The sequence below is a fragment of the Cryobacterium sp. 10I5 genome (genome assembly GCF_035019865.1).
Classification (GTDB): Bacteria; Actinomycetota; Actinomycetes; order Actinomycetales; family Microbacteriaceae; genus Cryobacterium; species Cryobacterium breve_A.
Window position 1 is genome coordinate 40958 of record NZ_JASJVI010000011.1, and the last position, 19957, is coordinate 60914.

General features: G+C 67.6%; 22 protein-coding genes. 10 read left to right on the plus strand and 12 right to left on the minus strand.

The annotated features are described in order from the left end of the window. Positions 1 to 696, minus strand: coding sequence for a C40 family peptidase (locus tag QN350_RS05690; RefSeq protein WP_323515944.1), 696 nt, complete (start codon positions 694 to 696; stop codon positions 1 to 3). Between the two features lie 429 nt (positions 697 to 1125). Further along, positions 1126 to 1833, minus strand: a complete 708-nt coding sequence (locus QN350_RS05695; RefSeq protein ID WP_322137892.1) for a metal-dependent transcriptional regulator — start codon at positions 1831 to 1833, stop codon at positions 1126 to 1128. A 70-nt stretch (positions 1834 to 1903) separates the two neighbouring features. Between QN350_RS05695 and serC the strand changes: the two genes are divergently transcribed. After that, positions 1904 to 3022: a phosphoserine transaminase gene (gene serC / locus QN350_RS05700; RefSeq protein WP_322137893.1), complete on the plus strand. Its 1119-nt coding sequence runs from the start codon at positions 1904 to 1906 to the stop codon at positions 3020 to 3022. Between the two features lie 8 nt (positions 3023 to 3030). Further along, positions 3031 to 3264, plus strand: coding sequence for a DUF2530 domain-containing protein (locus QN350_RS05705; protein WP_322137894.1), 234 nt, complete (start codon positions 3031 to 3033; stop codon positions 3262 to 3264). A gap of 52 nt (positions 3265 to 3316) precedes the next feature. On the opposite strand, the gene QN350_RS05710 is transcribed toward QN350_RS05705, so the two are convergent. After that, positions 3317 to 3955 carry a DUF3027 domain-containing protein gene (locus QN350_RS05710; protein WP_322137895.1) on the minus strand — a complete coding sequence of 213 codons (639 nt, stop codon included), beginning with the start codon at positions 3953 to 3955 and terminating at the stop codon, positions 3317 to 3319. Next, positions 3948 to 4328 carry a cold-shock protein gene (locus QN350_RS05715; RefSeq protein WP_134450059.1) on the minus strand — a complete coding sequence of 127 codons (381 nt, stop codon included), beginning with the start codon at positions 4326 to 4328 and terminating at the stop codon, positions 3948 to 3950. Before QN350_RS05715 ends, QN350_RS05710 begins: the two co-directional genes overlap by 8 nt. A gap of 93 nt (positions 4329 to 4421) precedes the next feature. On the opposite strand from QN350_RS05715, the gene QN350_RS05720 reads away from it, so the two are divergent. From QN350_RS05720 to QN350_RS05730, 3 genes are read left to right on the plus strand one after another with little or no spacing between them, the layout of a single operon-like run. After that, complete coding sequence (locus QN350_RS05720; RefSeq protein WP_281535778.1) at positions 4422 to 4697, plus strand: hypothetical protein; 276 nt, start codon at positions 4422 to 4424, stop codon at positions 4695 to 4697. 4 nt (positions 4698 to 4701) lie between these two features. After that, positions 4702 to 6588, plus strand: coding sequence for a helicase-associated domain-containing protein (locus tag QN350_RS05725; RefSeq protein WP_323515946.1), 1887 nt, complete (start codon positions 4702 to 4704; stop codon positions 6586 to 6588). A 54-nt stretch (positions 6589 to 6642) separates the two neighbouring features. After that, entirely contained in the window at positions 6643 to 8319 is a 1677-nt protein-coding gene (locus QN350_RS05730; protein WP_322137897.1) for a DNA repair helicase XPB, read from the plus strand. 22 nt (positions 8320 to 8341) lie between these two features. Here QN350_RS05730 and QN350_RS05735 read toward each other — a convergent pair whose 3' ends face one another. The 3 genes from QN350_RS05735 to QN350_RS05745 are packed head-to-tail and all read right to left on the minus strand — an operon-like array spanning position 8342 to position 11253. Next, positions 8342 to 9058, minus strand: coding sequence for a pyrimidine reductase family protein (locus QN350_RS05735; RefSeq protein ID WP_322137898.1), 717 nt, complete (start codon positions 9056 to 9058; stop codon positions 8342 to 8344). Positions 9059 to 9061: 3 nt separating this feature from the next. Further along, the gene (gene folP, locus QN350_RS05740) at positions 9062 to 9958 is read right to left on the minus strand and encodes a dihydropteroate synthase (protein WP_322137899.1); all 897 of its coding nucleotides are present in this window, start codon (positions 9956 to 9958) and stop codon (positions 9062 to 9064) included. Beyond that, positions 9958 to 11253 (minus strand): NAD(P)/FAD-dependent oxidoreductase, encoded by a 1296-nt coding sequence (locus QN350_RS05745; RefSeq protein ID WP_322137900.1) that lies wholly within the window; start codon positions 11251 to 11253, stop codon positions 9958 to 9960. The genes folP and QN350_RS05745 overlap by 1 nt, the downstream gene beginning before the upstream one ends. A 141-nt stretch (positions 11254 to 11394) precedes the next feature. Between QN350_RS05745 and QN350_RS05750 the strand changes: the two genes are divergently transcribed. The 3 genes from QN350_RS05750 to QN350_RS05760 all read left to right on the plus strand — a co-directional run bounded on the left by QN350_RS05750 (position 11395) and on the right by QN350_RS05760 (position 14282). Then, complete coding sequence (locus tag QN350_RS05750; protein ID WP_134450053.1) at positions 11395 to 12087, plus strand: response regulator transcription factor; 693 nt, start codon at positions 11395 to 11397, stop codon at positions 12085 to 12087. 31 nt (positions 12088 to 12118) lie between these two features. Continuing rightward, entirely contained in the window at positions 12119 to 13852 is a 1734-nt protein-coding gene (locus tag QN350_RS05755; protein ID WP_322137901.1) for a HAMP domain-containing sensor histidine kinase, read from the plus strand. Between the two features lie 139 nt (positions 13853 to 13991). Further along, positions 13992 to 14282 carry a WXG100 family type VII secretion target gene (locus QN350_RS05760; RefSeq protein WP_134450051.1) on the plus strand — a complete coding sequence of 97 codons (291 nt, stop codon included), beginning with the start codon at positions 13992 to 13994 and terminating at the stop codon, positions 14280 to 14282. A 96-nt stretch (positions 14283 to 14378) separates the two neighbouring features. Here QN350_RS05760 and groL read toward each other — a convergent pair whose 3' ends face one another. The 5 genes from groL to QN350_RS05785 form a co-directional block, all read right to left on the minus strand. Further along, positions 14379 to 15998, minus strand: a complete 1620-nt coding sequence (groL, locus tag QN350_RS05765; RefSeq protein ID WP_134450050.1) for a chaperonin GroEL — start codon at positions 15996 to 15998, stop codon at positions 14379 to 14381. Positions 15999 to 16127: 129 nt separating this feature from the next. Then, complete coding sequence (locus QN350_RS05770; RefSeq protein ID WP_323502580.1) at positions 16128 to 17057, minus strand: DUF3048 domain-containing protein; 930 nt, start codon at positions 17055 to 17057, stop codon at positions 16128 to 16130. A 239-nt stretch (positions 17058 to 17296) separates the two neighbouring features. Next, on the minus strand, positions 17297 to 17500 hold the full coding sequence (locus QN350_RS05775; protein WP_134362230.1) for a cold-shock protein: 204 nt from the start codon (positions 17498 to 17500) through the stop codon (positions 17297 to 17299). A 225-nt stretch (positions 17501 to 17725) separates the two neighbouring features. Then, on the minus strand, positions 17726 to 18307 hold the full coding sequence (locus QN350_RS05780; RefSeq protein WP_322137903.1) for a LytR C-terminal domain-containing protein: 582 nt from the start codon (positions 18305 to 18307) through the stop codon (positions 17726 to 17728). Positions 18308 to 18377: 70 nt separating this feature from the next. Then, entirely contained in the window at positions 18378 to 18692 is a 315-nt protein-coding gene (locus tag QN350_RS05785) for a DUF3263 domain-containing protein (protein ID WP_281535785.1), read from the minus strand. A 246-nt stretch (positions 18693 to 18938) separates the two neighbouring features. On the opposite strand from QN350_RS05785, the gene msrB reads away from it, so the two are divergent. Together msrB and QN350_RS05795 are read left to right on the plus strand one after the other, a co-directional pair. Then, the gene (gene msrB, locus QN350_RS05790) at positions 18939 to 19340 is read left to right on the plus strand and encodes a peptide-methionine (R)-S-oxide reductase MsrB (protein ID WP_134450046.1); all 402 of its coding nucleotides are present in this window, start codon (positions 18939 to 18941) and stop codon (positions 19338 to 19340) included. 3 nt (positions 19341 to 19343) lie between these two features. Beyond that, entirely contained in the window at positions 19344 to 19922 is a 579-nt protein-coding gene (locus QN350_RS05795; RefSeq protein WP_322137904.1) for a nitroreductase family protein, read from the plus strand. Positions 19923 to 19957 lie beyond the last annotated feature (35 nt).

Genomic DNA, 19957 nt, shown 5'->3' on the forward strand with positions numbered 1-19957 from the left:
TCAGATGCCGAGGCGGACGATGTAGTACGAGCTCGTCCAGAGGGGCTGCACCCGAACGGCAGCCCCCTCATAGGGTGCGTGCAGGATATTGCCGTTACCGGCGTAGATGCCGTCGTGACCATCCATGATGACCAGGTCGCCCGGCTGCGCATCGGCGAGGGAGATCCGGGTGCCCGCGGCGCCCTGGCCCGCGGCGGAATGCGGCAGGCTGATCCCGAACTGGGCATAGACGTACATGACGAAGCCGGAGCAGTCGAAACCGGCCGGGGTGGACCCACCGTAGACATAGGGAACGCCCTGATACTGCAGGCCGACGTTATAGACGGATGCGAGGCTGAACGTCGGGTAGGACGGGTTCGCCAGGAAGTCGGAGACCAACGGCCCCGAATACGCGGCTGCATACGTCGTCATGGAGGCGGCCGCGGCGACGCGACGCGCTTCGGCGGCTGCCGCCGCCGCAGCCGCAGCAGCCGCAGCCTTGGCCGCGGCGATCTCTTCGGGCGTCGTGGCGCTGAAGCCGTCGCGGGCTACGCTGACGGTCGAGGCCTGGTCGGCGACGGTGAGTGTTTGGGCACCCGACCGGGTGAGGGCCGTGGATGCCGTCGTGCCGTGCGCGGCATCCGTTCCGGGAGAACTCGGCGCAAAGGCATAGGCGGGGATAGCCATGGTGGCGACGAGTCCGCCTGCCAGGGTCATCATCACGATGTTGGCGATGGCGCCGTGTCGGCGCGACGGGCGGGCGAAGATCCCACGAGTGGGGGCCTCTTCACGCCGCACCGGCGTCGGGGCCGGCCGTGCGGGAGCCGGGGTGGAACCTCGACGGGACAGTCTTCTACCTAAGTCTTCGGCCAAAGTGTTTACCTCCGGCGCCTCGACAACACTAGGGAGTTGCCCCGTCCAATGCGTTGGTCGCATGTGTTTTCCGAAACAGGAGACGGGAATGGAGACGTCCTGTTTCGAGCCCGGCGGCCGGTTCTGGCCTGTGGGACTCGTCCGACAGTACGTGAGGTTTCTCCGTTTGTCACCCCTTGGTGACGATTTAATAACGAACGCGTAACGAAACGGTCCGCCACGGAGCGGCAAAAACCCCGCATCCGCTCGGATTCTGCCGCGCGGAACGGGCGGTTACAGCCCGGCGATCGGGGTGGTCACGAAGATGTGGCTCGCGACTTCGTTGGGCAGTTCGAGACCCTCGTCGAACCCCGCGACCTCGACGAGGACGTAGGAACCGAGTGCGGAGAAGACCCCCGAATTGCCCGGCATCACGCCGGCGTTCTTGAGCTGGGCGAGCAGCTCCGGGTCGAACTGCACGGGTTCGCCGAGGCGGCGGATGACTGCGGTCACCGGCGTCGTGGAGCCGGCGACGACCTCGACGAGGTTCGTCACTCCGGCCATGAATGCGACGGCGGGCGAGTCGCCCAATTCGTCGAGCCCGGGGATCGGGTTGCCATACGGTGACTCGGTGGGGTGCCCGAGCATCTCCAGGATTTTGCGTTCGACCTGCTCACTCATGACGTGCTCCCACCGGCAGGCCTCGTCGTGGACGAATTCCCATTCGAGGCCGATCACGTCACTCAGCAGACGTTCGGCGAGGCGGTGCTTGCGCATGACGTGCACGGCCTTGCGGCGGCCGTTGATCGTGAGTTCGAGGTGGCGGTCGCCGGAAACGACGACGAGCCCGTCCCTCTCCATGCGCGCGACGGTCTGCGAAACGGTCGGGCCGGAATGGCCCAATCGTTCGGAGATCCGGGCCCGGAGGGGGACGATGCTTTCCTCCTCCAGATCGAGGATGGTGCGGAGATACATTTCGGTCGTGTCGATCAGATCAGTCATCGCCGGCCTCCCAGTGCCTCCGTGTGCGTCACAACCTTATCGCCGTGTTAGGGGTCGTTAGAATCACCTCATGTCGAATCTGATAATTCCCTCCGAACTCTTGCCCGTTGACGGACGATTTGGCTGCGGCCCGTCCAAAGTCCGTCAGGAACAGCTCGAGTACCTCCTTAAATCTGGCACGTCCATTATCGGCACCTCCCACCGTCAGGCGCCGGTGAAGAACCTGGTCGGCCGGGTCCGAACCGGCCTCGCGGAGCTGCTTCGCGCTCCGGAAGGCTATGAAGTCGTCCTCGGCAACGGCGGGTCCACCGCGTTCTGGGACGCCGCCGCGTTCTCCCTTATTTCCAAGAAGGCCCAGAACCTCGTCTTCGGTGAGTTCGGCGGCAAGTTCGCTGCCGCGGCGAGCGCACCGTTCCTCGAAGCACCCGACGTTATCAAGGCCCCGGCGGGCTCGCGCAGCGAGGCCGTCCCGACCGAGGGCGTCGACGTGTACGCCTGGCCGCAGAACGAGACCTCGACGGGTGTCATGGCACCCGTCTCGCGCGTGCACGGAGACGCCGGAGCCCTGACCGTCATCGACGCCACGAGCGCCGCCGCAGGCATCGACTACGCCGCCGACCAGGCGGATGCGTACTACTTCGCCCCGCAGAAGAACCTCGCCTCCGACGGCGGCCTCTGGATGGCCCTCTTCTCCCCCGCGGCCATCGAGCGCGTCGAGCAGATCGCCGCGAGCGGTCGGTACATCCCGGAGTTCCTCAGCCTGAAGAACGCGATCGACAACTCGCGCCTCAACCAGACCCTGAACACCCCGGCCGTGGCCACCCTGCTCCTGATCGAGAACCAGCTCGATTGGATCAACGGCAACGGCGGCCTCGCCTGGGCCTCCGCGCGCACCCGCGAGTCCTCCTCGGTGCTCTACGACTGGGCCGCGACCGTCGACTACGCGACGCCGTACGTCGTCAACCCCGACCACCGTTCGCAGGTCGTCGCGACGATCGACTTCGATGACGCGATCGACGCCTCCGCCGTCGCCAAGACGCTGCGCGCGAACGGCATCTCCGACACCGAGCCGTACCGCAAGCTCGGCCGCAACCAGCTGCGCGTCGCGACGTTCACGGCGATCGAACCGAACGATGTGCGCCAGCTGGTCAAGTCCATCGAATTCGTCGTCGCCAACCTGGGCAAGTAACGATCCACGTGCGCCTCTGGCTGAAAGACAGCGAGCGCCGGCCCGATCCTGAGCCGGCGAAAACGGATGCGCGCACGCCGATCCTGATCGGAGCCCTCGCCTGGCTCGTGGCCGCGGGTTTCGCCCTGGTTTTCCAGGGCGAACTCGCGGCCCGCGGGCTCGGCTGGTGGATGTGGTGCGCGGTTGCCGGGGTCGGCATCGGCCTCGCCGGGCTGGCCTGGCTCCGCCTGAGGCGCCGGTAGTTCCTCGCCCGCTCTTGTCAGACGCTCCTCGTCAGGGGCGATGCGTCAGACGCTATTCGTCCTCGTCGATGTCATCCGGGTCGATGTCGTCGTCTTCTTCGTCATCATCGTCATCGTCGTCGTCGACGTCAGCGTCAGCGTTGTCGTCGGTGTCGTCGGTGTCGTCGGTGTCGTCGTCATCGGTGTCGTCATCATCATCGTCATCATCGTCGTCATCGTCATCGTCATCGTCATCGTCATCGTCGAGGGCGTCGGCGGCCGCCGTCGCTGCAGCCAGGTCCTGGGCCGTGCGGTAGTCGGCGAGACGATCAGACCACGGCACCCACTCGGGCGCGACGAGGGCCTCGTCTCCCGGCGTGAGCTCGGTTTCGAGCACCTGCGGCACGGACTCCCCGTCGATGCGCGAGAGCGTCACCGTCCAGCGCCAGCCCGGGTACCCGGTCATCGTGCAGTCGAAGAGCAGCGACACGACCCGGTCGCCCTCGACGACATGCCCGAGGGGCTCGCCGATGGTGTCTTCCGGCGTGAAGGTGAGCAGAGCAGCCCTGGCCACCTCGACGGCCGCGACGAGTGTCTCGTCGGTCGGAACGGCATCCGCTGCCGGAGAATCGGTCTCGACGGACCCGGCGTCGACGGTCTCGGCGTCGACGGTCAGGACGTCGAGTGTGGTGTCTTCGGTCTGCTCAGGCATCGAGTTCCTCTGCGACCTTGCGAAGCATTGCGGCGATCTTGTGGCTGTGGGCGCTGTCGGGGTAACGGCCGCGACGCAGGCTTGCACCGATGCCGTCGAGTACCTTGACGAGGTCCTCGATGATGATCGCCATGTCGTCTGCGGGCTTGCGGCTGAGCTTGACGAGGCTCGGCGGCGCTTCGATGATGCGCACGGAGAGCGCCTGGGCGCCGCGCTTGCCATCGGCGATGCCGAATTCGAGCTTCGTTCCTGGCTTGACCGTCACTCCGGTGGGCAGCGCAGAAGCGTGGAGAAAGACCTCCTGGCCGTCATCGGAACTGATGAAGCCAAAACCCTTCTCCTCGTCGTAGAACTTGACCTTGCCGGTGGGCATCTGGACCTCGCTGAATTCCGGGCGCGCGACATGCGCGCCAACCGCACCCAGCTTATTCGGTTGCACCCGTCGCCGCCCCGTATCCTTGACACTGTGACCAATCAAACTCCACATGCCGCCGGCCGGCCGGAACGCATTCTCGCCTATATGGTCGCCGCCACCGTCGGCCTGTCGATTCTCGCGTTCTTCACCGTCATCATCGGCACCTGGCTCGGCGCCGGCGCCAACAACGGCTTCGGCCAGGGTGTCTGGCCCGCGATCCTCGCACTCCCGCTCGTGGGGCTGCCGATTGGATTCATCCTGATCATCGTTCTCCTGGTGACGACCACCGTCCGCCGCGCTCGCGAGGCACGACAGAACGGGAAGTAACGCCGTGCTGACGCTCGCCTCACGCCTTCGTGCCCTCGACGACGCGGCGTTGCGCCGCACGATCGAAGTCCGCGCGATCGCAGCCCACGGAATCCGTGACTTCTTCGACCTCGCCGAAGCCCTGCTGAACCCGGCCGCGGTCCAGGCAGCGCTCTCCAGGCTGGACCGTTCGACCCTGGCCGTGCTGGCGATCGCGGCCACCGAGGCGCCGGACGAAACGACCGACACCGCAGGCGCGTCCAGCGGAGCCATCAGCCTCGATGCACTCACCTCCCGCCTCACCGAGCTCGGCGGACTGCCCGTCACCCGAGCGGATGTCGCCGCCCGCGCGGCCGTCCTCGACGAACTCATGCTCGCACTCCTCTCCGACGACGGCCTCCGGGTCTATCCGGCCGTTGCCGAGCACCTGGCGACCTGGCCCGACCTCGGATTGCCGTCCGCTCTCGAGCTTGCGTCCATACCCGCCCCCTCCGCGCTGGCGACGGTCATCGCGACCGACAGCCGCTTCACCGATCGCCTCGCTGCCGAACGCGCGTTCGCGGCGGTCTCCTCGATCGCCGAGCTTGTCACCGAGCTCTCCCGCGAGCCCGTGCGCGAGCTCAGCCGGGGCGGACTCGGCCTGCCGGACACCAAGCGCCTCTCGTCGGTCATGGGCGTCGAACTCGAAGCCGTCGCGACCTACGTCGCGACTGCGGCCAGGGCGCAGCTCATCGCGCACTCGACCGGGTACTGGAACGAGACGGAGGCGGGCGAGGCCTGGCTCCTCGAGGGCACCGCGCACCGCTGGGCGGCCCTGGCCGGCTCCTGGCAGGCGGCACTGCCCGCCGACGTGCGCAGCATCCTCGCGCACCGCCCCGGCGTCTCCTGGGGCGAGGGACTGCGCAGCTTCGTGACCTGGCTCTACCCAGCCGGCGGCGAATGGATGGACACCCGCGTCACCGAGTTCGCCCGCGACGCCGAGCTGATCGGCATCACCGCACACCAGACCACGAGCCCGGCCGGCGCCGCGGTCCTCGCCGAAGACCTCGAGGGCGCCATCGCCACGATCGGGGCCTCCCTGCCTGCGGAGGTCGGGGCGGTCTACCTGCAGAACGACCTCTCGATCGTCTCCCCCGGCCCGCTCGCTCCCTCGATCGACGCCCGGCTCCGTGGCCTCGCCGACGTCGAGAGCCGCGAACTCGCCCTCAGCTATCGAATCTCGGCGACGTCGGTCAACCGGGCACTCGCCTCGGGGGAAACCGCAGAATCGCTCGTCGACTTCCTGCGCACGATCTCGCTCACCGGCATCCCGCAGCCCATCGAGTACCTGATCCGGGAGTCCGCCGGCCGGTACGGACGGATCCGGGTCGGCGAAGGGGCCGCACCGACCGCGCTCAGCCGGAGCTACGTCCGTTCAGACGATGAAGAGCTCCTCGGCACCCTCGCCGTCGACCAGACGCTCAGCCCGCTCGGGCTCGTCCGCGCGGATGCCCACCGCCTCACGAGCCGGTTCACCTCCGACGTGGTGTTCTGGGCGCTCAACGACGCCAAGTACCCCGTCGCGGCGGAGGGCGCCGACGGCGAGATCCTGCACCTCCGCAGACACCAGCTCGCCCGGGTCCTCCCCCCGGAGGCTCCAGACCTCGCCCTCATCCTGGTCGAAAAGCTCCGCGCCGCGGACGGCGGCGAAGACGTCGCCGCCGATGCCTGGCTCGCCCGTCAGCTCGATTCGGCGATCAAGTCCAAGCAGACCGTCATTGTCAGCATTGCCATGCCGGGCGGGGTCGTCGTCGACTACCTGCTCGAACCGGCGAGCGTCGGCGGCGGCCGGTTCCGCGCGAGGGACCGCCGGGCCGACATCGAACGCACCCTGCCGCTCTCGAGCATCATCAGCATCACTCCCGCCCCATAAGCGGGGGTCGCCCGATAGGAGCCTCCCAGCCGTGCGGGCGTAGGATTAACGGCTATGTCTGATGGCCCACTGATTGTCCAGAGCGACCGCACGGTTCTGCTCGAAGTCGCCCACCCCCTCGCCGAAGATGCGCGCCATGACCTCGCCGTCTTCGCCGAGCTGGAACGGGCCCCTGAGCACATCCACACCTACCGGATCACCCGGCTCGGCCTCTGGAACGCCCGCGCAGCCGGACACGGCGCCTCGGACATGCTCGCGACCCTCGAGAAGTACTCCAAGTTCGCGATCCCCCAGACCGTGCGGATCGACATCGAGGAGACCGTCGGACGCTACGGCCGCCTGATCATCGAACGCGACGACGAGGGCCAGCTCGTCCTGCAGAGCAACGACCGGGCTGTGCTGATGGAGATCTCCGGAGCCAAACGGATCGCCCCCCTCCTGATCGGCCACCCGACCCCCGATTCCTTCCTCGTCGAACCCTGGGCCCGAGGCCAGCTCAAGCAGGAGCTCGTCAAGCTCGGCTGGCCGGCAGAGGACCTCGCCGGGTACACGCCGGGCACCCCGCATGACATCGCGCTGCTCGAGAACGGCTGGGCGCTGCGCGACTACCAGAACAAGGCCGTGGCGAGCTTCTTCGACGGCGGTTCCGGAGTCGTCGTGCTGCCCTGCGGAGCGGGCAAGACCCTCGTGGGCGCCGGAGCAATGGCGACCGCGAAGACCAATACCCTCATCCTGGTCACCAACACGGTCTCGGCCAGGCAGTGGCGCGACGAGCTGCTCAAACGCACTACGCTGACCCAGGACGAGATCGGCGAGTACTCGGGGCAGGTCAAGGAAGTCAAGCCCGTCACGATCGCGACGTACCAGATCCTCACCGCGAAGCGGAAGGGTGAGTACGCCCACCTCGAGCTCCTCGACGCGATGGACTGGGGCCTCGTCATCTACGACGAGGTGCACCTCCTTCCCGCACCGGTCTTCAAGCTCACGGCCGAACTGCAGGCACGCCGCCGGCTCGGCCTCACCGCGACGCTCGTGCGCGAGGACGGCCGCGAGGGCGACGTGTTCAGCCTGATCGGCCCCAAGCGGTTCGACGCACCGTGGAAGGAAATCGAGGCACAGGGCTTCATCTCCCCCGCGTCCTGCTACGAGGTGCGGATCGACCTGCCGCAGTCCGAGCGGCTCACCTATGCCGCCGCAGCGGACGACGAGCGGTATCGCCTCGCAGCGACCGCCCCCGCCAAGCTCGACGTGGTCAAGCGCCTCGTCGACAAGCACCCCGGCGAGCGAATCCTCGTGATCGGCCAGTACCTCGACCAGATCGATGAACTCGCCGAGGCGCTCCATGCCCCGAAGCTCACCGGGGCCACTCCCGTCGACGAACGCGAACGGCTCTACCAGGCCTTCCGGGTCGGTGAGGAGAACCTCCTCGTCGTCTCCAAGGTCGCGAACTTCTCCGTCGACCTGCCGGAGGCGACCGTGGCCATCCAGGTCTCCGGGTCGTTCGGCTCCCGCCAGGAAGAGGCGCAGCGCCTCGGCCGGCTGCTCCGCCCGAAGGAATCCGGCCTCGCCGCGAACTTCTACACGCTCGTCGCACGCGACACCGTCGACCAGGACTTCGCCCAGAACCGCCAGCGCTTCCTTGCGGAGCAGGGGTACAGCTACACCATCCTCGACGCGAACAACCTTGACACCGACGCTCTCATCGGCGAGGCCGCCGCCGGCATCCGCTGAACGAACCGTTCGACGGAATCGGTCAGACCGCCGGGCGGGTGTAGCGCAGGAAGAGCATGTCGCCGGCGGTGAGCACGTGACCCAGGCGCATCGCGCGCGATGCGGTCGCGGCGCTGTGCGCGATCCGGCCAGAAGTGCCCGCCTCGAGCACCGGGCTCAGGCTCAGGCAGAGTTCGTCGACCGCATCGGCGGCGATCAGAGCCCCGAACAGGCTCGGACCACCCTCGCAGAGCACCTGCCGCAGGCCCCGCGCCGCAAGCTCGCGGAGAGCCAGCGGGAGATCGATCTCGGCCACCCCACAGACGAGTACATCGGCCACGGCCTCGAGGTCGGCGCGTTTCTCGGCCGATGACCCCGCGTGCGTGATGACGATCGGGCGCGTCGCGGCGTCGGTGAAGAGCGGATGCCCGGCGTCCAGGTCCAGCCGCCCGCTCACGACCGCGATCCGCGGCTGCGGCGGCAGCCCGTGCGCGACGCGCCAGACCTCCGCGGCGGCATTCAGGCGGATGCCGCCGTAGCCCTCGGCGCGGACCGTGCCGGCCCCGACCAGGATCACGTCTGTGAGGGATCGGAGCGTATCAAAGACGAGTTTGTCGTCAGCGTTATTCAGGCCACCGCTCAGGCCGTCGTGGGTCGCAGCGCCGTCGAGGCTCGCGATGAAGTTGACGCGCAGCCGCGGGGCGGTCCTGTCATCGATCCGATAGGCGTCCAGGAGTGCAGCCTGGCTGAAGTCAGTCATCGCTCAGGCCAGGTTGTGGCGCTCGTACGCCGGTTCGCGGAAGCCCAGGATCGCCTCGGTCATCCGAACGGCGTCCACGGCGGCGCGCACGTTGTGCATCCGCACGATCCGGGCGCCCTGCATGATGCTGAAGACGGCGGCGGCGAGTGAACCCTCGACGCGTTCGTCACGGGCTCGGCCCAGGGTCTCGCCGATGAAGTCCTTGTTGGAGACCGCGACCAGGGTCGGGTAGCCGAGAGCGGCGATTTCGGGCAGGCGCCGGGTGAGCTCAAGCGAGTGCCGGGTGTTCTTGTTGAGGTCGTGGCCCGGATCGATGATGATCCGCTCCGCCGGAATCCCGCGGGACAGCGCAAGCTCGGTGCGCTCCCGCAGGAACTCGGCGACCTCGGTAACCACGTCGCCGTACCGCGGGGCCGGGTGCGGCATCCGCGGGCGTGCGAGGCTGTGCGTCACGACGAGCGTGGCGTCGCTGTCCGCGACGACGTCCGCCATCAGCGGGTCGTGGATGCCGGTGGTGTCGTTGATGACGTCGGCGCCGGCCTCGATCGCCGCACGTGCAACGGCCGGGTGGAACGTATCGACGGAAATGACCGCGCCGGCGCCGCGCAGCGCCAGGACGACCGGGACGACACGGTCGATCTCCTGTTCGACGGGGACCGGAGGACCGGGCGCGAACTTGACCCCGCCGATGTCGACCCAGTCCGCGCCATCGGCGATCGCCTGGAGCGCGGCTGCGACGGCCTTGTCCAGGGCGAACGTTGCGCCCTGGTCGAAGAACGAGTCCGGAGTGCGATTGATGATCGCCATGACCGCGACCTCGCGGTCGAAATCGAATTCGCGGCCGCCGATCACGCGGCGCGGGTGGATCAGCGCGGGCAGCGCGGCGTTGTGCCCCGGCATCAGGAACCGACCCCCGGCGTCTGGGCGCCCGCCGGGCCGAGGAGGCTGTCGAGGCTGCGGGATTCGTCCCGCAGCGCGGACACGTCGACACGCACGCGCGACCTGATCAGGTTCTGGACGGAGCCGTTGACCTCCCAGACATTCACGTTCATGCCCGCGACCACGCGACCGTCTGCGACCCAGAACGCGATGAACTCGCGGGATGCCCGGTCACCGCGGAACACCAGCTCCGCATTTCCCGCCAAATCGCCATACCCCGAGTATTCCATTCCGAGGTCGAATTGATCGGTGTAGAAGTAGGGAATCTCCTCGTAACTCACCGCGCGGTCGAGCATGGAGAGCGCGGCGGCCCGGCCGGCGTTTTCGGCGTTGGCCCAGTGCTCGACCCGGAGATGGTGTCCGAGAACCGGATGGAACACGCTTGCGACGTCACCGACCGCGAAGACCCCTGGCTCGTTGGTACGGAAGGCGGCGTCGACGACGATGCCGTCTGCGACCTCGAGCCCGGCGTCGAGAGCGAGCCGCGTGTTGGGTGTCGCACCGATCCCGACCACGACGACGTCCGCGGGCACGACCTCTCCGGCCTGCCCGTCCGGGGTCCCGTCCGCCTCCGCATGGAGCCGGACTCCGGTGACCTTCCCGTCCGTGCCGAGGATCTCGGACACGCCGGTCTCCATCCGGAGGTCGACCCCGTTGGCCCTGTGGAGCGCCGCGAAGACCGCGCCGATCTCCGCGCCGACCGCACGCTGCAGCGGCACGGCGCCCTGGCCGAGCACCGTCACGTCGTTGCCGTAGCCGCGAGCGGCCGCCGCGACCTCGAGGCCGATCCAGCCGGCCCCGATCACGACGACCCTGCGGCCCCCTGGCGCGAGCGCGGCCTTCAGCCGGGCCGAGTCTCCCACGGTGCGCAGGAGGTGCACGCCCGCCAGGTCTCCCCCGGATCCGGGGAACGGCCGGGCGGTCGCGCCGGTCGCGAGCAGGAGCCGGTCGTAGCGGAGCGTCTTACCGTCGGCGAAGGTCAGCTGCCGCGCGTCGAGGGTGAGCGCCGTGACCGCGCGACCCCGCACGACCTCAATGTCCTGGGCGGCGTACCAGTCCGTCGGGTGCACGTCGATCGAGTCACGGGCGGATGTCCCGGCTAGGAAATCCTTGGACAGCGGCGGCCGGATGTACGGGTACTCGGCCTCCTCGCCGAGCAGGACGACTCGTCCGTCGAAGCCTTCGGCGCGGAGCGCCTCGGCCGCGCGAGCCCCGGCGAGGCCGGCCCCGACGATCACGTATGTTGCGCTCTTCATGGTGTTCTCCCGTTCGAATCCGTCTCGGCATCCGCGTCAGAGTCGCCCCGGCGGCTCCGCACCCCACACACAATCTACCCACGCTCAGACCGCACCGACCACTCCCAGCAAAGGCCCAGCTAACGCGCAGATACTGGTCCAATGACTGATGGCCCCCGCATTCTTATTGTCGACGACGAGCCCAACATCCGGGATCTCCTCACCACCAGCTTGCGCTTCGCCGGCTTCGCCGTGCGGGCCGTCGGCAACGGAGCACAGGCGATCTCCGCCGTGCTCGAAGAGGAACCCGACCTGATCATCCTCGACGTCATGCTTCCCGACATGAACGGCTTCGGCGTGACCAAACGCCTCCGTTCCGCCGGCTATACGGCGCCGATCCTGTTCCTCACCGCCAAGGACGACACCGAAGACAAGATCACCGGCCTCACAGTCGGCGGCGACGACTACGTGACCAAGCCGTTCAGCCTCGACGAGATCGTGGCCAGGATCAAGGCCATCCTCCGCCGCACGATGCACGCCGACGAAGACGCCGTCATCCGTGCCGGCGAACTGACCATGGACCAGGACACCCACGAGGTCCTCGTCGGCGAAGAGCCCATCGAGCTCAGCCCGACCGAGTTCAAGCTGCTCCGGTACCTGATGCTCAACCCGAACCGGGTGCTCTCGAAGGCGCAGATCCTCGACCACGTCTGGGAATACGACTTCAACGGCGACGCCGGCATCGTGGAGTCCTACATCTCGTACCTGCGCCGCAAGGTCGACGCGCACTCCTCCGAGCCGCTGATCCAGACCAAGCGCGGGTTCGGCTACATGCTCAAGGCTGCCAAGGCATAGTCCCAGACTGCGCAAATAGACTGGCCGCCTGATGCATCAGTCACTTACGGAGCGGTGGAACCGCATATCCCTCAGGTCCAAGATCACCGGCGTGACCGTTCTCATGCTCACGCTCGGTCTTCTGGTCTCCGGGATCGGCACGATGGCCATGCTCCGCCAGTACGTGATCCAGCAGGTCGACGCGCAACTGCAGGCGGATGCCCAGACGACGTCCGTCGCGTACACCGCGAATGCGCTCGGGCAGAACACCGGCACCGTCGTGCCGTCCGACTACTTCGTCGCCCTGTACGACGAGAACGGCGACCTCCGCTACCAGTCGTGGACCGACGTGCCCGCCCGCGAACTGCCGCAGGTCACCATGCCCCTCGACCTGCAGTCGGTCAACGCACTCAACGGGCAGACCATGCGCCTGCAGGACGCCTCACACGACACCGAATTCCTCGCGGTCGCGGTGCCGCTCGTCACCAATGTCCACGGCACCTACGGCACGCTCGTCATGGCGGTCTCGCTCAAGACGGCCGAGAACACCGTCGGCACCTACCTCACGATCTTTCTCGGCTTCGGCCTGGGCGTCGTTCTCCTGGGCGGCCTGATCACCCGGTTGCTCGTGACGAGTACCTTCGCCCCCTTGCGTGAGGTGGAACGCACGGCCGCGGCGATAGCGGACGGCGACTTCAGCCAGCGGCTCGGCGGTGCCACGCCCAACACCGAAGTCGGCCGGCTCAACCGCTCCCTCAACACCATGCTCAGCCGGATCGACCGCCTCTTCAAGGAACGGGCCCGCACGATCGACCAGATGCGCCGCTTCGTCGGCGACGCGAGCCACGAACTCCGCACCCCGCTCGTGTCCGTACGCGGCTACGCCGAGCTCTACCGGATGGGTGCACTGCAGACGCCGGAAGAGGTCGCCCAGGCGATGGAGCGCATCGAGAAGGAGGCGATCCGGATGGGCGGTCTCGTCGAGGACCTCCTCGAACTCGCCCGTCTCGACGAGACGAAGCCGCTCGCCCTCACCCCCGTCGATCTGCTCCCCCTCGCCCGCGATGCCGCCCTCGACGCGATGGCCTCCTCCCCCGGCCGTACCATCACGGTCGTGGCGAAGGCTCCCGACACCGACGAGGCGCCCGTGGCGCCTCTGGCCCCCGCGATCGACCTCGCGCACTCCACGGGCGAGGTCCCGACCTCCACCTTCGTGACGGTCCCCGAGCGGGCCGTCGAGGCCGTTGCCGTGCCGCATCCGACCACCGTTTCCTTCGCGGGAGCGACGCTCGCGCGACTGCGCACCCGCCGCCCCCGTAAAGCGGATGCCGTCGCGGTCCTCCCGCAGCCCCTGCCGGCCGCCGCGCCGACCGACACGCTCCCCGCCATCGTCATGGCCGAGGAGAACAAGATCCGCCAGGTCATCACCAACCTGATGGGCAACGCCCTGCGCTTCAGCCCGGCCGACAGTCCCATCGAGCTCGAGATCGCCGTCGACCGGCGGAACCAGCGCGCATCCGTCGCCGTGATCGACCACGGCGAGGGCATCCCGCCTCAGATCCGGGACAAGATCTTCCAGCGCTTCTGGCGCGCCGACACCTCCCGCGCGCGCGAGACCGGAGGAAGTGGACTCGGCCTGGCGATCGTCGCGTCGATCGTCGCAAGCCACAATGGCACCGTCCAGGTCGTCGAGACCCCGGGTGGCGGCGCGACCTTCCGGGTCTGGTTCCCGCTCGCCGAGTCCCCGAACGCGCCGCAGCGCCTCTCGATCACCCCGACCCCGTAGCCCGCATCCCCTGGTCGGTAGCCCCGGCGGCTCCTCAACGGGCAACGGTATCGGCGCGTTGTCCCCAGCCGGGACACGCTCGTCGGCCGCGCGCGGCATCCGCCTTACGGTGGCAGCTCACCCTTCGAAAGGACTGCGCATGCCCCGGTACCAGGTAGACAGTGAACTCGTGCTCAGCACCACGACGACGGCCAGGGCGACGCTCGGGAGGATCCAGGCGGAGGTCGCCGCGCTGCTCGGCCAGCTGACCGGGCTGGAGGGTTCGTGGACCGGGCAGGCCGCCGCCGCGTTCCAGGCCGCCGTGACGGACTGGCGGGCGACCCAGCAGCAGGTTGCGCAGAGCGCGGAAAGCCTCGGCCAGGCGCTCAACCAGGCCGGTCAGCAGTATGCCGAGATCGAGCAGGCCAACGCGCGGCTCTTCGCCCGGTAGCGGCGCCCGCTGGACGCGAAAACAGGGCGCCTCCCGGAGGAGACGCCCTGTCAGCGGTGAAGCGGTGAAGCGGACTAGCTATCGAGCAGGGTGGACTTAGAAGTCCATTCCGCCGGACGGGTCGCCGACGGGAGCAGCGTTCTTCTCCGGCTTGTCGGCGACAACGGCCTCGGTGGTGAGGAACAGTCCGGCGATCGACGCGGCGTTGAGCAGCGCGGAGCGGGTGACCTTCACCGGGTCATTGATGCCGGCGAGGAGCATGTCAACGTACTCACCGGTCGCGGCGTTGAGGCCCCAACCGATCGGCAGGTTGCGCACCTTGTCGGCGACGACGCCAGGCTCGAGGCCCGCGTTGAGGGCGATCTGCTTGAGCGGGGCGTCGATGGCAACCTTGACGATGTTCGCGCCGGTCGCCTCGTCTCCGACGAGCTCGAGCTTCTCGAAAGCGGTCTTGCCGGCCTGGATGAGGGCGACGCCACCACCGGCGACGATGCCCTCTTCGACGGCTGCCTTCGCGTTGCGGACGGCGTCCTCGATGCGGTGCTTGCGCTCCTTGAGTTCAACCTCCGTGGCTGCGCCGGCCTTGATGACGGCGACGCCGCCGGCGAGCTTGGCGAGACGCTCCTGGAGCTTCTCACGGTCGTAGTCGCTGTCGGTGTTCTCGATCTCGTTGCGGATCTGCTGAACGCGACCGGCGATGGCTTCGGGGTCTCCGGCGCCTTCGACGATGGTGGTCTCGTCCTTGGTGATGACGATCTTGCGCGCGTTGCCGAGCAGGTCGAGGGTGACGTTCTCAAGCTTGAGGCCGACCTCCTCGGAGATGACCTGGCCACCGGTGAGGATGGCGATATCCTGCAGCTGGGCCTTGCGACGGTCGCCGAAGCCGGGAGCCTTGACGGCGACGGACTTGAAGATGCCGCGGATCTTGTTCACAACGAGCGTGGCCAGGGCCTCGCCGTCGACGTCCTCGGCGATGATGAGGAGCTGCTTGCCGGTCTGGATGACCTTGTCCACGATCGGGAGGAGGTCCTTGATGTTGGAGACCTTGGAGTTGACGATCAGGATGTAGGGGTCTTCGAAGACCGCTTCCTGACGGTCGGGGTCGGTCACGAAGTACGCGGAGAGGAAGCCCTTGTCGAAGCGCATGCCTTCGGTGAGCTCGAGCTCGGTGCCGAGGGTGTTGGACTCCTCGACGGTGACAACGCCTTCCTTGCCGACCTTGTCGATGGCTTCGGCGATGATCGCGCCGATTTCGGCGTCGCCGGCAGAGATGGATGCGGTGGCCGCGATCTCTTCCTTGGTCTCGACCTCTTTGGCGTTGGCGATCAGCTCTGCGATGACCGCAGCGGTGGCCTTTTCAATGCCGCGCTTGAGGCTGATCGGGTCTGCGCCGGCCGCGACGTTGCGCAGGCCTTCGCGGACGAGCGCCTGGGCGAGCACGGTCGCGGTGGTGGTTCCGTCGCCGGCGACGTCGTCGGTCTTCTTGGCGACCTCTTTGACGAGTTCCGCACCGATCTTCTCGTACGGGTCGTCGAGTTCGATTTCCTTGGCGATCGAGACACCGTCGTTGGTGATCGTGGGGGCGCCCCACTTCTTCTCCAATACGACGTTACGTCCGCGCGGGCCGAGGGTGACCTTGACCGTGTCAGCGAGGATGTTCAGGCCACGCTCAAGGCCGCGACGGGCCTCTTCGTTGAAAGCAATGATCTTTGCCATATGTGTTTCTCGTCCCTCCCGGACGTTACCAAAACGGTGATGGGTTGGCACTCAAAAGGAGAGAGTGCCAAGTCGATTCTGGCACTCAGGGGTCGAGAGTGCAAGTGAGCGCCGGGAAGCGTCGCGAGGCTACGGGACGAGTTCGACGGAGCCGGTGCCGTTCGGGATCAGTTCGATCCAGGTATTGCCAGGAGCGAGGCGAATGGTGACCCCGTTGTCGTCGATCAGTCTGATCGGGTCCGCCTGCCCGGCCTTCGACCACGTGGCGTGCACGGTCTTGCCCCCTGCGGACGCCCAGCCTTCTCCCGAGCCGATCATGACCGTCTTGGGGACCTCTCCGTAGGTGCCGTCGATGTCGACCCGGAGCACGAGAACGTTGGTGGCACCGCGACGGGCGCCCGTCGTGTCGAGGTCGGGGGTGCCCTCCTGCGAGCGCAAATAGTTCTGTGAGGCCGTGTCCCAGCTCCAGGCGGGATACCGGGCTGCGGAGAATCGGCCGTTGATCTGGGTGATCGGCTTGCCGTCGATCCCGGCGGTCGATGCCGCGATCGAGCCCGCGTAGGCGAACTGCTGCACCGGTGGCGCGACGGAGGCATTGCGCCCGACGAGTTCGGCGGCCTTGAGCACGACATTGTGCGGGGCCTCCCTGTCGGCGACTCGGGAGAACAGGCCGGTCGTGTCGTAGTCGAAGACGGAGTTGATGACGGGTGTGGCCTTCATCATGTCGACGAAGATCTGCTGCCCGCCGGAGTAGGCGACGATCCCGCCGAACGGCGTGATGATGTCGGGGTCCATCGGCCGGATCGACCGCACCGGGCCGATGGCGTCGGGGATGTCGGACTGCCAGACGCCGACGTAACGGGTCAGCCCGCCCTCGACGAGTTCCTCGAAGACGATGTCCGCTCGGTCGAGGGAGATCTGGGGTCTGGCGGCCTCGTGGTTGTCGATCTTCACCGCGAGGGACGGGTTCGCGGCCTTTCCGGCCGGCACGATCGTGCCGCGGAGCGGTGCGATCGCCAGTGGCGCCGGGGCATCGACCGCAGCCGTGCTGGGCTCCACGGACGACGTCGGCGTCGCCGTGGTCGGCGGCTCGGTTCCAGAGCACGCCGTCATCACCACAAGCAGGCATGGAAGAAGCACGGCACCAAAAATTCGTGCCGTGCTTCGCCCGTGAATTGTCGCAGTTCTTTTCGCTGTCACGCCCCACACACTACGCGGCAAAATCAAGGATACGGCGCGGCTCGGGGGGTTCCCCGAGATTGGGTGTGCCTGATGTGGGTGCGCCTGATTTCTACAGGTTAGACGGGACGTACCGACTCGGCCTGTGGCCCCTTCGCCCCGGTTCCCAGTTCGAAGATGACGTGCTGTCCCTCTTCCAAAACCTTGTACCCGTGCATGTCAATGGCGGAATAGTGGACGAAGACGTCCTGTCCGCCGCCGTCGACGGTGATGAAGCCGAAACCCTTTTCAGCGTTGAACCATTTGACGGTTCCGTTCGCCATGTGTAACTCCCCAGTGCTCTGATATTTTCGGCTACTGCCCGTTGGCCGTACCGGGCCTGGCGCATGTGACTGCGTCCACCTGATCCGACCGGTCGGATGCCCCTGAGGGCAACCGGACGAACTCGATGAGCGACCTGAGTCAAAGAGTACTGAAGCGCGAAAAGAAGGAAAGGGGGTTGACGAATGGCCCGGAATGGAGTTATAGAACCGGCGTCGAAGTGCAGGTCAGGAGGTGGGTGCGGCGCTGGAAACGAAGTCGGCTCCGACGACGACCGTGAGATCCGCCCCCGACGTGGCGAAGTCGTTCGCGAGGAGCACGGTGGATCCCGGCAGCGAGGCCGCGACTCCGCGGGCGGCCCCCTCGAGGGTCGCGTCGGCGTAGTAGACGGTCGTCTTGGTCACGTCTTCGGTGCTCGCGTTGCTGAGTGCGCCGACGGTCCAGCCGGCCTTGGAGAGCAGATCCCCTGCGGCCTTGGCGACGCCCGCGCCCTTCGTGCCGTTGAGCACGGTGACGGTGAGGCTCGGATCGACCGTCGCGACGGCCGTGGGGACGGCCGACGCCACATCCGTTGCCGTTGTCGTGTCGGTCGCCGAGCTGGACGACAGGCCGGGGATCGCGATGTTCAGCTTGTTGCTGAGTGAAGCCATCCCGAAGACTCCGAGGCCGATGAGGACGGCCGTAGCTCCGAGTGCCCACCAGAACGCGACCCAGTGACGTCCCTTCTTGCCGGGGGCGCGATGGGCGCCCACTCGCTCGAGGGAGTGCGGCAGGTGGTCGAAGCGGTCTTTCGGATAGGTGGGAGGCATTGTGGGGCTGGGTCGATCCTCTTGTCGCGGGCGAATGGGTGGAACGTCGGGGTGCGAGATCCTGCTGCGCCTACGGGGCGGGGCTGGTTCGGTGCTCCGGAGCGCGCACTGTCCGGCGCTCCCGTGCCTGCGCCCGGGCTGCACGCATCCGCTGCAGGCGTTTCACCAGCATGGGATCGTGAGCCAGGGCGAGCGGAGAGTCGATCAAAACGCCCAATAGTTGATAGTACCGGGCAGCGGACAGGCCGAACTCGGAGCGGATCGCCTGCTCCTTGGCCCCGGCGTGGGTGAACCAGCGCCGTTCGAAGCTCAGGATGCCGCGATCACGGTCGGTCAGGCCGCCTGGGGAGTCGGCGGGGTCCGGGTCACGTGCGCCGTCCACCATCCACCTCTTTCACCTCGCCATTCGCTGCTCGAATCCTATTTGGCGTCGGCTATGGATTTGCTGGGCCACGCGGGTCGTCCAGCGGCCGGGAAGGAAAGTGCCCGGGCAGACGTGGGAGTGCCTCGATGTGAAAGTGCTGAACGGCCCCGGGAATCGGAATACGGCCCGGCCGGGCTGAGTTTAGGCTTGCTGGGAGGGTTGCGGTATTCACTATGCTGCACCCTCGCCCGATGGGAAGGATGAACCATGGACTACGAAGTCACCAAGTCAGACGCTGAATGGGCCGCGGAACTCGGGCCGGAGAAGTTTGCCGTACTCCGTCAGGCCGCCACCGAGCGGGCCTGGACCGGGGAGCTGCTCGACGAGAGCCGCTCCGGCATCTATACCTGCGGCGCCTGCCACGCCGAGCTCTTCAAGAGCGGCACGAAGTTCGATTCCGGCTGTGGCTGGCCGAGCTTCTACGAGTCGGTGCGCCCCGAGGCCGTCGAACTCATCGAGGACACCTCCCTCGGCGTCGTCCGCACCGAGGTGCGGTGCGCGAACTGCGGTTCCCACCTGGGGCACGTCTTCGACGATGGTTTCGGCACCCCGACCGGCGACCGCTACTGCATGAACTCCATCTCGCTCGAGTTCAAGCCGGTCGACTAGACCGTGTCCACGCCGCTCGAGGCGATCGGCGGGCGGCGTTCGTTCTCCGCCGTGACAGCGGATGCCCCCACGCACGAAGCGCTCCTCCCGCTCGTCGCCGCGTGCGCGCGCGTGGCCGACCACGGGGCCCTGCGCCCCTGGCGCCTGATCGAACTGCGCGGGGATGCCCGCACGCGGCTGGGGGCGGCGTTCGTTGCGGCATCCGCTCGCCTCGCCGCGGAGGCCGGTGCGGAACCCCCGTCAGCCGCGGACCTGGCCAAGCTCGCCGGCAAACCGCTGCGGGCGTCGCTGCTGATCGCGGTCGTCGCGAGCCATCGGGAGAGCGACAAGGTCGAGGCCTGGGAACAGGACGTCACCGCTGCGGGCGTCGGACACGCCCTCAGCCTGCTGTTGACCCACGCCGGCTGGGGCGTGATGTGGCGCACCGGAGCGTTGACGCGCACCCCGGAGGTGCACCGGTTGCACGGGCTCACCGAGTCAGAGGATTTGCTCGGCTGGCTCTACGTCGGCGGAGTGCCGACTGGAGCGAAGCCGGGCGTCCGGCTGCCGGTCGACCCCGCCGTGCACCTCACCGTCCTGTGACCGCGTACTGACCACCCCCTGTCCACCCCCTGTCC